The 11,323-nt window shown below is 56.3% G+C and carries 12 protein-coding genes; 1 reads left to right on the forward strand and 11 read right to left on the reverse strand.

From position 1 onward, the window contains the following. Nucleotides 1-11 precede the first annotated feature (11 nt). The 8 genes from atpG to Poly24_RS20580 form a co-directional block, all read right to left on the reverse strand. On the reverse strand, nucleotides 12-890 hold the full coding sequence (gene atpG, locus Poly24_RS20545; protein WP_145099960.1) for an ATP synthase F1 subunit gamma: 879 nt from the start codon (nucleotides 888-890) through the stop codon (nucleotides 12-14). 127 nt (nucleotides 891-1,017) lie between these two features. After that, entirely contained in the window at nucleotides 1,018-2,532 is a 1,515-nt protein-coding gene (gene atpA, locus Poly24_RS20550) for a F0F1 ATP synthase subunit alpha (RefSeq protein WP_145099964.1), read from the reverse strand. Between the two features lie 106 nt (nucleotides 2,533-2,638). After that, on the reverse strand, nucleotides 2,639-3,265 hold the full coding sequence (atpH, locus tag Poly24_RS20555; protein WP_145099966.1) for an ATP synthase F1 subunit delta: 627 nt from the start codon (nucleotides 3,263-3,265) through the stop codon (nucleotides 2,639-2,641). A 140-nt stretch (nucleotides 3,266-3,405) separates the two neighbouring features. Next, nucleotides 3,406-4,077, reverse strand: a complete 672-nt coding sequence (atpF, locus tag Poly24_RS20560) for a F0F1 ATP synthase subunit B (protein WP_145099969.1) — start codon at nucleotides 4,075-4,077, stop codon at nucleotides 3,406-3,408. 82 nt (nucleotides 4,078-4,159) lie between these two features. Next, nucleotides 4,160-4,405: an ATP synthase F0 subunit C gene (atpE, locus tag Poly24_RS20565; protein ID WP_145099972.1), complete on the reverse strand. Its 246-nt coding sequence runs from the start codon at nucleotides 4,403-4,405 to the stop codon at nucleotides 4,160-4,162. 66 nt (nucleotides 4,406-4,471) lie between these two features. Next, on the reverse strand, nucleotides 4,472-5,494 hold the full coding sequence (atpB, locus tag Poly24_RS20570; protein ID WP_145099975.1) for a F0F1 ATP synthase subunit A: 1,023 nt from the start codon (nucleotides 5,492-5,494) through the stop codon (nucleotides 4,472-4,474). Continuing rightward, nucleotides 5,488-5,910, reverse strand: a complete 423-nt coding sequence (locus tag Poly24_RS20575) for a hypothetical protein (protein ID WP_145099979.1) — start codon at nucleotides 5,908-5,910, stop codon at nucleotides 5,488-5,490. Before Poly24_RS20575 ends, atpB begins: the two co-directional genes overlap by 7 nt. A gap of 53 nt (nucleotides 5,911-5,963) precedes the next feature. Next, nucleotides 5,964-6,176: an AtpZ/AtpI family protein gene (locus tag Poly24_RS20580; protein WP_145099982.1), complete on the reverse strand. Its 213-nt coding sequence runs from the start codon at nucleotides 6,174-6,176 to the stop codon at nucleotides 5,964-5,966. 487 nt (nucleotides 6,177-6,663) lie between these two features. Between Poly24_RS20580 and Poly24_RS20585 the strand changes: the two genes are divergently transcribed. Further along, nucleotides 6,664-7,896: a DUF4912 domain-containing protein gene (locus tag Poly24_RS20585; RefSeq protein WP_145099986.1), complete on the forward strand. Its 1,233-nt coding sequence runs from the start codon at nucleotides 6,664-6,666 to the stop codon at nucleotides 7,894-7,896. Between the two features lie 292 nt (nucleotides 7,897-8,188). Here the strand turns inward: Poly24_RS20585 and Poly24_RS20590 are convergent, their stop codons facing one another. The 3 genes from Poly24_RS20590 to Poly24_RS20600 form a co-directional block, all read right to left on the reverse strand. Continuing rightward, nucleotides 8,189-8,887, reverse strand: a complete 699-nt coding sequence (locus Poly24_RS20590) for an ABC transporter ATP-binding protein (protein WP_145099989.1) — start codon at nucleotides 8,885-8,887, stop codon at nucleotides 8,189-8,191. Between the two features lie 37 nt (nucleotides 8,888-8,924). After that, nucleotides 8,925-10,052, reverse strand: a complete 1,128-nt coding sequence (locus tag Poly24_RS20595) for an ABC transporter permease (protein WP_145099992.1) — start codon at nucleotides 10,050-10,052, stop codon at nucleotides 8,925-8,927. A gap of 160 nt (nucleotides 10,053-10,212) precedes the next feature. Then, entirely contained in the window at nucleotides 10,213-11,220 is a 1,008-nt protein-coding gene (locus tag Poly24_RS20600; protein WP_145099995.1) for an NAD-dependent epimerase/dehydratase family protein, read from the reverse strand. Nucleotides 11,221-11,323: the final 103 nt, after the last annotated feature.

The following is an 11,323-nucleotide window of genomic DNA, read 5'->3' on the forward strand; positions in this document are numbered from 1 at the left end:
AATGAATTGGTTTAATTGGCCAAGGCTTCGACGCCGCCGATGATTTCCATGATTTCGCCCGTGATCTGCGATTGACGAGCACGATTGTAGGTCATGGAGAGTTGCTTGATGATCTCGCCAGCGTTTTCGGTTGCGCTTTTCATCGCCACCATCCGTGCGACCTGCTCGCTGACCGCGGCGTCCAGAAAGCATTTGAACAATCGAATCTTGAAGCTCGTTGGAACGACCTCTTCCAGAATGCTCTCCGCCGATGGCAGGAATTCATAATCGGCCGACAACCCGGTCGCTTCTTCGTCGTCCAAATCGATCGAACCGAGCGGCAACAGCGTCTCAATAACCGCTTCCTGCTTAGCGACGCTGTGGAACTTGGTGTAAACGACGTCCAAACGATCGATCTCACCCGCAGCGTAAGCCGCCAGATATTTGTTGGCGATCTGTTCGACTTCGGCAAACTTGGGCTGGTCGTCGAACTGTTGGTAGGTGTCGTTGGTCTTGATCCCGCGGAACTTAAACGCACCGATTCCACGCTTGCCGCTGACATCGATGTTCAAGTGATCCATCGTCTTGCGGAGTTCTTCGATCCGTGGCAACGCGCGTCGGAAGATCGAGCTGTTGTAACCGCCGCACAGGCCGCGGTTGCTGGTCAGCACCAAACAGGAAGCCGCCCGCGGATCGGGACGTGCTTCGAGCAACGGGTGTTGAACTTCCAAACCGGCTGCCGCAAGGCTGGCGACGATTTGGGTGATACGTTCGGTGTAATCGGTCGCCGCAGCGGCTCGATCCATCGCTTTGCGAAACCGCGCCGTGGCGATCAATTCCATCGTCCGCGTGATCTTGCGGATGTTGCGAATCGATTTCCGGCGTTTATCAAGTGCTCTGGCGTTGGCCATGGATGATTCAGGTTGTTTTAGTTCAGAACGTTAAGCGGAACGCTGAATCCGAACGGATCGGATTCAGTAAACATCGGGATGTCTGATCGGTGCCGCTTGCGATCCGCCGCCGCGATCAGAAATCCGCTTACGCAGTGGGCTTCCAGCCTTGCTTGAAATCTTTGATCGCTGCTTCCAGCTTCTCGGTCACTTCATCCGACATCTCGCCCGATTCCTTGATGCTCGATGCGATTCCGCTGTGCTTGTCGTGAATGAACTGCAACATCGCTTTTTCGAACTCTTGAACCTTGTCGACAGCAACATCGTCCAGGAAGCCCTTCGTACCGGCGTACAAGCTGATCACCTGCAGCGAAACATCCAACGGCGAGTACTGAGGCTGCTTCAGCAGTTCGACCATTCGGTAACCGCGATCCAACTCTTGTTGCGTCGCCGCATCGAGGTCGGTACCCAATTGAGCGAACGCTTCGAGAGCACGGAAGGCTGCCAATTGCAGACGCAAACCACCGGCGACCTTCTTCATCGCTTTGATCTGAGCGGCACCACCCACGCGAGAAACCGAAATACCGGCGTTCATCGCGGGACGGACACCTGCGAAGAACAAGTCGGGTTGCAGGTAGATCTGGCCGTCGGTGATCGAAATCACGTTGGTTGGGATGTAAGCCGAAACTTCGCCTTCGAGCGTTTCGATGATCGGCAGGCTGGTCAACGATCCGCCACCAAGCGCATCGTTCAGCTTGCTGGATCGTTCCAACAAACGGCTGTGGCAATAGAAAACGTCACCGGGGAACGCTTCGCGGCCTGGCGGACGACGCATCAGCAACGACATCTGGCGATAAGCGACCGCTTGCTTGCTGAGATCGTCATATACGATCAACGCGTGCTGGCCGTTGAACATGAAGTGTTCGGCCATCGCGGTACCGGCGTAAGGAGCGACATACTGCAGCGGTGCAGGAGCACTCGCACCGGCGACGATGATCGTGGTGTAGTCCATCGCGCCGTGCTTTTCCAACGCGTCGACGACGGTCGCAACCGCACTGTCCTTCTGGCCGATCGCGACGTAGAAGCACTTAACGCCGGTTCCCTTTTGGTTGATGATCGCGTCGATCGCAACCGCGGTCTTGCCGGTCTTACGGTCACCAATGATCAGTTCGCGTTGACCGCGGCCGATCGGTGTCATCGCGTCGATCGCTTTGATACCGGTCTGCAGTGGCTCGTGAACCGGTTGACGTTCGGAAACGCCCGTCGCGATGACTTCCACGTCGCGGCGAATGTCGGATTGCACGGGGCCCTTGCCGTCCATTGGGTTGCCCAGCGGATCGAGCACGCGACCGGCAACGGCGTCGCCAGCGGGGACGCTCAACAGCTTGCCCAACGCCTTGACTTCGTCGCCTTCTTCGATGGTCAGGTAATCACCCAAGATGATCACACCGACGCTGCTTTCTTCCAAGTTAAAAGCCAACCCGATCGAACCGTTGGGAAATTCGACCATCTCGCCAGCCATTACGCCCGAAAGGCCGTAAACGCGAGCGATACCGTCGCCAACTTCCAAGACCGTTCCGACTTCGCGGACATCAACCTTGCTCTCGTACTGCTCGATCTCTTGCTGCAAGACCGAAGCAATCTCATCGGAGTTGAATTTCATCCGTATATTTCCTTGTTGTACCGTGCGGCGTTTATGAACCGCTTGCGTCTAACTTTGTATTTGTAATCACAGCGACGGAGCGTCGCTTGGACGTTATCGTGCGGCGTTACGATCCGCTGGCGAACGAATCGGCATTGGCAATCAACTTACTGGCCAAACCATCGCGAGCTCGCTGCGACAGCGATTCCAATTGCCCTGCGACACTCGAATCGATCACGGTGTCGCCAACCCGAACGACCAAGCCGCCGATCAGCTGCGGGTCGACCGTTTCCTTCAAAACAACATCCTTGCCGAGCTTGTCTGCCAAGCGTTGTTGAACGCTCTGGCGCAGTTCGTCGGTCAACGGCAGCGCAGTTCGCACCTCCGCAACCACGCGTCCCATCATCTCGTTTTTCAGCTCATCCGCCGAGTAGCGAATTTCGTTCAGGTAGCCCAACCGACCGCGGCCGGCGACCACCTTCAAAAAGCGAAGCAGCACCGGATGCACCTTGTCACCAAGCAGGCTGTCCAAGATCCGCGACTTCTCTTCCTGGCTGACCCTTGGCGAGGCGAAAACCGAGGCCAGCGTCGGATGCTGCGACAGAACATCGTCGACCAACTGGCCCAACTGCTCGATCGCGTCATCCGTCACGCCTTCTTTCATGGCCGCGCCGATTAACGCTTGAGCATAGACACGCCCAAGTTGCAAAGCTCCGGTGTCCAGCACCGTCTCATGCTTGGCAGATTCGTTCATCGTTTCGCATCAATCCCGAAAGTTATGGTGACTTGTATCAGTGACGCCGCCGGATCGACGAAATCCGGAGACGTTGGGGTGAGACCCAAAACGGATTGTTTTGAGTCTGCAATTTAACGTAATGGTCGATCGACGAGCGATCAGTTGTTGCTGGGCAGATTGTCCAGCGACTTGCGAATCAAATCGGCGTGATCGCTTTCGTTCAACTCCCGCCCAACCACTTGCCGGGCCAACTGCAACGCAATCGACGACGAGTGGCTTGCCAGTTCGCCGATTGCGACGGTCTTGGCGGATTGAATTTCAGCAACCGCACGATCGCGTTGGCGATTGGCTTCGGCTTTGGCTTCGTCGATGATGCTTTGCTTGGATTGCTCCGCATCGCGACGTGCTTCGGCCAACATCGATTGCACCTGAGTCTGCGCGTCGTCCAATTTCGTTTGATATTCGGACAACATCGCGTTGGCGGTCGATCGGGCGCGTTCGGCGTCGGTCAGGTCGTCGTGGATCTTGGCTTCACGAGCTTGCAAACCTTCGAGGATCGGAGGCCAGATAAACTTCGTCAACACCAAGAACACAACAGCAAAGATCGCCAAGTTCCAAAGCGCGGCACCCGGATCGGCCTTCAACAAAAACGGCGTTTCCGCGTGTCCTTGTTCGTGATCCGAGTCGTCGTGACCGTGCGATTCGTGATCCGACGCGGCTTCAGCCTTTGCCGCTGGTTCGTCCGCCGCCATGCAGGCAGCGGGCGCGACGATTGCCATCGCCAACGTAAGCCATAGTGCCGTCAGGCAACTCGAGCGAATTAACTTCATGAACATTCACCTTGGTAGGGAACCCTAGTTCAAGCGCGCGCCGCGAGGAATCACGATCGCACGCACAAAAAAGTTCACCGAACTAATTGAGAATGTACTCGAGAATCAACGCGATCACGGTCACACCTTCGATCAGAGCGGCAGCGATCAGCATGTTTGTACCGATACGTCCACCCGCTTCGGGTTGGCGTGCGATCGCGTCGACAGCGGTGCCGCCGATGCGTCCGATGCCAAGGCTAGCGCCCAGGATCACAAGGCCCATGCCCAATCCAGCGCCCATCTTGCCCAATTCTGACGATTGTGCCAGCAACATCATGAAGTCCAACATCTTTGGATTACTCCTAACAATTCGTTAAGTGGAAACAGTTTCGTAATGCGAAATGCAATGGATGCCCTAAGCCGTCACTGGCCGAAGGTCTTGAGGTCGAATCATCTTATCTACATCCATCTGCGATTCGTCGCTCAGCGGATTCTCTTCATGATCGTGATCGTGTTCGCCCACCGCACCAGCGGAGATGAACAAGACGGTCAAGAACGTGAAGATAAACGCTTGCAACGCACAGATGAACAATTCCAGCAACGTCAGCACCACACCGCCAAACAAGACAGCCAGGCCGACGCCATATCCCATCACCGCTCCGTTTGCAGCGGCGTCAAAGATCAAAGCAATAAACGCGGCGATCACCAAGTGACCTGCCATCATCGTCCCAAATAGACGCATGGCAAGGACGGTGCACTTGATCATCAGCCCCATCCATTCGAGCACGAACATCATCAACCCCATGCCGATCATCGGACTTTTCCAGTCCCAACCGACGGGGTTGAAGTGAGCCAGAAAGTGGACGACGCCCTGCTCACGAATACCGATCACAATGATCGCGACAAACGAAGCCATCGCAAGCACCAGGTTCAACCCCAGGTTACTGGTCGCCGTGCCGCCCCAATGCTCCCAACCGGAATCATTGGTCAACAATCGCAGGATCGGCCCAAACGGGATCAGCCCCAAGATGTTGGCAAACAGAATGAAGAAGAAGATCGTCCAGACATAGTAGATGTATTTATCGGTCAGTCCCTTCAGGTTGGGACGAGCGACCTCATCGCGGATGAAGGTGCACAGCAGTTCAAACAACTGAGCACCGCGACCGCGGGTTTGATATTTTGTCAATCCGGGACCGACGGGGCGCACGCGGCGCGAGACCCATGCGAAGACCAAGACAACCAACACCGCCGCGACGAGCGTCATCACCATGTGGTTGGTGATGTAAAAGTCGTAGACGCCGTTTTGGATATTCAACCAGCGATTGTTGTAATCGGGTCCACCAACCTGCCACGAAAACAGCGGCTCGGAGTGCAGTGTGTGCGGGACGACATGATCAACAGGGCCGTGCCCCGCTGCGAGCAATGAAATATTTAGCATGATTGTGCCTCCTGTGTCGACGAGGTCGGAGACATTTGACGTACCAGCCAAACAACCTCAACGACCAAGAAGGTCAAGTACCAGTAAAGGATCCATCCGCCGACAACTTGCCGTTGGCCAAGCCCCGCGGAAACAAAAACAATCGCTCCGGCCATCGCCATCGCGGCGCGAACCAACATTCCGGCGATAGCCCCGCCGACAATCCCGTCGTTGCTCGCCCGCGACATCGTCAGCGTGACAAACAGCGAGGCGATCGCGCCGGTAAAGCAGAGCAAGCCGCACGCGACAACCAACCCCAGCGGCTGGTCGGTCAAGCGAGCGAAGATCACCGACCCAGCAAACGCAAACACGCCAGCACCAACCATGACTGGAATCCCAGTCCTCGCGACGATCGGTTGGCGTGATGAGTACGTCATGTACGGGTCGTTATTCTTACGTTAGCCGATACGGCTGATTTCCAAACGCAGTCTTATTGATTCAGCTTGTTCGCCAATCGGATGAAGTTGTACATCCCCGCGGAAAAACCGAGAATGCCCCCGATCAAAAAACCCCAGGGAGTTTCCCAACGGAAGTGGCTATCAATCATGTAACCGATGGCCGCCGGGACGATCATCGAGCCTGCTAGCTCCAGGCCCGCTCCGGCAAATCGCAAGTAGTTAGGTTTGTCATCATCAGACTTCACCAACCCGGTTACCTCAGTCGTTCGATCAGCGGCACGATGACAACCATTAAATCCTTAAAGGCCGAGTGTATCCTGAAATTGATATCGCTCAACAGCAAGCGACCAAACGCCGCACCAGGTCAATCCAGGGGACAGTTTGCCGGATTGATCTGAACGTGCGAATTACAGCGAAAAAACGGACTGACTTTTTTTGGCATACAATCCTCCCTTTCTTCACGCTCACGCCCACCTAATGGTATTCACGCATCCATTGCGAATGTATTGGGCGCAATGAAAAAGCTAGCCCCTAGAACAGGCTCAATTCCCTTGCAATAATGGTAGCGGGTCTCAGCCACCCCTTCACCTCGATAGGTCCAATGACGCTTGCAGGCACGTAGCTCGTCTTGTAACGCGGTGCCTTGGCTCGTTGGAGTGTTGCCTGCCAATGTCCAAGCCCTTTTGATGCAATGCGATGAACCGTTGCAGCAACCAACACGGAGCTCTTAAATTGATCACCACTGCCGATTTGAAATCCCAGACGCGTCAAGACCTGGCAAATATGGCTCGTGAGTTGGGAGTCCAGGGTTGGCATGGAATGCGGAAGGACCAATTGATCGAAGAGCTGCGAAAGGTGCGACGACGAACGCAACAAAAGGCCGCCCGAGAGAAGGCTTCCAAAGGGAAGACGAGCACCAAGACTGCTAGCAAACAGACACAAGCCAAGAAAGACGCCACGTCGATCACATCGAAGGCTCCCGCAGCGGGCAGCCGGCGACAAAAGAAGAATGCTCCCGCGCCGACCCCCCATCGCGTCACGCGCGTTGGACGAATGATCCAAAAGCATCGCGCGGAACTGGAAAAACGCAAAGACCTCTCAGCGACCATGCTGGTGAAAGGCTCGAACGCGAAAAACAACGCAACGCAAACAACCCCAGACACGAAAGACCGCGTGGCATTGCTTGTCCGCGATTCCTTCTGGCTGCAAGCGACCTGGGATGTCCAACGCTCCAGCGTCGAACGGGCCCGCGCCGCGCTGGCTGAGCAATGGCACGCAGCGATCCCCGTCTTGCGACTGATTCGCGTCGCCGACACCTCCAAAACCAACGCGTCCGAACAAACCGATCGCGACATCCCCGTCCACGGCGGCGTCAACAACTGGTACATCGATATCATGGATCCGCCGGGCCGATTCCAGGTCCTGTTAGGATACCTCGTTGAATCGACCGACCGTTTCTTTGCGCTTTGCAAGAGCAACATCGTTGAACCACCGGAACCGGGCGTCAGCGATTCGATCGATGCCCACTGGCAAGATATCGCCGAGGATTACGAACGGATCTATTCGCTTAGCGGCGGCAATGGCGATTCGGAAGACTCGGAACTGAAAGAACTGTTCGAAGACCGACTGCGACGCCGAATCCGCGTCTCCAACGGCGGACCTTTGACCAACGGTGCCGACCTGTCGCTTCGCCGCGAACGACGCTTCCCCTTCAAGGTCGATGCAGAACTGATCGTCTTCGGTTCGACTTCCCCTGGGTCATCGGTGACTCTTGCTGGTGAACCCGTCCGACTGCAACCCGACGGAACCTTCACCGTGAGGATGGAACTGCCCGACCGACGCCAGGTGCTTCCGATTGTTGCCAGCTCTCCCGACGGAATGCAGCAACGGACCACCGTTGTCGCTGTGGAACGCAACACCAAGGTGATGGAACCCATCTCCCGCGACTCCGAATGCGAAGACTGATTCGCGTCAGAGAGCGACCTTGAGCGAGTCGACGGATTCGCCCGCCCCCCCTCTCGCACCTGCAGAGGAAAGAGAAGGTCCCCCGCGACGCAGTCCCTTCGACTCCACTGCAATCTCCAACAAGGCTCCGCACGGCCATCGCTGTGCGGAGTTTTTTTTGTATGCACCCATGCCCAAGGGACGCCCATCGATGGATTCCCGCACGGCGGCAGATGCCCGCAGGCCGACCGACCGTCAACTGCTGCGGTTCAAGAGATCGATTCAAACGCGAAATCAATCGACACTGCGTCGGCTAACGCGTGTCTTCCCGCTCGATCATCCCGTCGCGGATATGCACGACACGGTCGGCACGCTCGGCCACTTCGCCGCTATGGGTGATAATGACTAATGTTTTCTGCCGATCTTGGTGCAGGCGATCAAACAGATCCAAGACGTCATTGCCAGTTTTGGAATCGAGATTCCCGGTCGGCTCGTCGCCGAGCAATGCCACGGGATCGTTTGCCAGAGCACGGGCCAGGGCCACGCGCTGCCGCTCCCCAACGGAGAGCTTATTGGGAAAGTGGTTCAGCCGATGCGACATCCCCACCGATTCCAGCAACTCCGTCGCCAAGGAAGCGCGTTGACTGGGCGACCAACCCTTGACGAACATCGGGATCTGCACGTTTTCCACCGATGTTAGCGTCGGGATCAGATGGAACGACTGAAAGACAAACCCAATTTTATCGGATCGCAATTTATGCAGCGGATGGATCGATGTGATGGGCCGCTCTTCGAAATACACCTCGCCAGTCGTCGGCGTGTCCAGCGCGCCCAAGAGATTCAATAGCGTGCTCTTCCCACTGCCGCTGGGCCCCATAATGACGACATACTCGCCCTGGCGAATGTCCAACGAGACACCGCGTAGCGCTGGCACATCTCCATCGGGATAGGTCTTGGTCACGTCTTCGGCGCGGATCAGGATCTCGCCGCGGGATGTTTCACTTGGGTTCATACTATAACGCCATGCCTGGTCGTGTTCGATGGATTCGTTACTGCCGCAGTGCAACGGTGGGAGCGAGTCGCGAAGCAGTGATCGCCGGCAAGAGGCCTCCCAATAAGCCAACCACCGCAGCCACGGCAAACGCCTGCATCAGGATCGCAGGGCTAATCTTCCCTTGGATCAAACCATTCACCGCAGGCATCTGGGTCAGCAGTTTGACTAACAGCATCGCCGAGACAGTCCCGACCACACCTCCCATCAAGCTCAACAGGATCGATTCCCCCAGGATCATCGAAATGATTCGATGACGCTCCCAGCCGATCGCTTTCAGAATTCCAATCTCAGGAGTGCGTTCCTGGATCGACATGAACATCGTGTTCAACGTCCCCAGCGAACCGATCAAGATGGCGACGGTCGAAGTCAGCCACGCCATGGCAATGGCCACCTGGATCTCCGACAAACTTTCCACGTGATCGCGGGTCGTGCGAACGCTGAGCCCGGAATCCATCTCGTGAACCGCTGCAGTAATCTCTTCTTTCCGTTGGTCGGAGACGCCATCGTCCAGGACGATACTGACCCCCGATATCTGATGCTCGCGCCCCATGATCCGCTGCAATTGAGGCAACGAGACGATCATCGAACCGTTTTCCAGAACATTGTCCGATTCAAAGATCGCGACAACCTCAAACGGTTCCTCTTCAACAACATCCACCGTCTCGCCAACTTTTTTCTCCAACGTGTCGGCCAGCGTGGTCCCTAGCATCACTTGAGCTTTGTCCCCCGCTTCAATCCGCTTGCCGCTGAGGACATGAAAATGGTCGAACACCGTGGTATCGGTCGGCAGCCCCGAAACAGGAACCACGTAGAGATTCGCTTCCGGAAACGAGACCACATCGGCGAGCCCGCCGACGGCCTCTCGAACGCCCCGCAACGCCGCGATTCGCTTTGTCAGCGATTCGTCCAACGTGCTGGTCAAACGGCGTTGGCTGCCGCTGCGAACGACGACCATATCGATATCGACGCCCTGATAAAACTCCATGAACGTCTCTTTGAATCCGTTGGCGATCCCGACCAACGCGACCACCGAACCGACGGCAATTGCCACTGCGAAGACCGTCAGACTGCTGCGCAGTTTTCGCCGCAGCACATTCCTGAAGATCAAAGAACCAAATCGCATCCCAATCTCCAGAGCGTCTTAATTACCATCATGAACTCCTGTCGCAACGCGCCGCCCCCGTGAACCGCGAGTCGTCGATCACCAACTCCCTGTTCTATGACATGCCCTGCTCATTCACAACAACCGAACGAATGGATACCCAAGTCGCACCGCGGGACCGCTACAGCCACCCTTGCTGGGCATACCATTGCTGCGTCTGAACAATTCGCTGCTCCAGATCCATCGCGACCCGAAAATGAACTTCCTTCTCGGCTCTCATCACATCACAAAACCATGAACCGGCGCGTGCCTCACGCATCTTGTCGACGTTCAGATAGACCCTTTTCCCCGTCAAGCGGCTCGTCATATCGGAACAGAATGCCACACCCGAGCAGATCGTGCTAGGCACCGTCAGGTGAAAAGGCGGATCACGGTCCAACGATTTCGCGATCATGTTACCCAGTGTCTCGAATGGGATGGGATGTGGGTCAGAGATGAAGTAAAAGCCCTCGCGATCGCTATCGTCGCCGCTTTTTATCCGCTTCCCCATTTCGCAGACTTGCATCAGCCCAGTCGTTAAATCGTCGACATGCACGAACGAATAGCGATACTGCCGCGAGATCCCGATCGCATTGATCCCCCAGCGAATCGATTGGTACATCGCCAACAGATTGCGATCCCAGGGACCAAAGATTCCCGGCGGACGAACGATCGAAATCGGCAAGTCGTCAGCCAGCTTCAGCAGCTCCGCTTCGGCCGCCAGCTTGCTCTTCCCATAAATCGAAACCGGAGCGTCCTGATCGGTCTCACGACGAGGCTTGTCGTGCACGCAGGGCCCCGACGCCGAGAGAGACGAGACATATATTAGCCGGCCAGGCGATGGAGATTCGCGGATACACCGAGCAAGCCTTTGCGTGCCGCCAACGTTAACGTCAAACGCGATGCTTGCCTGCTTGGGAGCGACCACCGATGCCAGATGATAAATCTCATCGGCTTGCTGCGCGGCTTGGCGATACCCATCGGTTTCCATAATATCGGCAACCAATACCTGCACACCTGCGCCCTGCAGGTCGCAAGCGCTGCGTTGGGAATGAACCATCGCAACGACCTCCCGCCCGCTAGATCGCAACGCTTCGACAAGATTGCGGCCAACAAAACCTCCCGCACCGGTAACCAAAGCAAGCGTCATCGACGAACCATCCTCTCCTTTAAAGAAAATCAATCATTCACCGCAGAAGCATCGCGGCACCAAACGATGGCATCGGATTTGTCGTCGTGTCAGGAAGCAAACG

The organism is Rosistilla carotiformis (assembly GCF_007753095.1).
GTDB classification, from domain to species: Bacteria; Planctomycetota; Planctomycetia; order Pirellulales; family Pirellulaceae; genus Rosistilla; species Rosistilla carotiformis.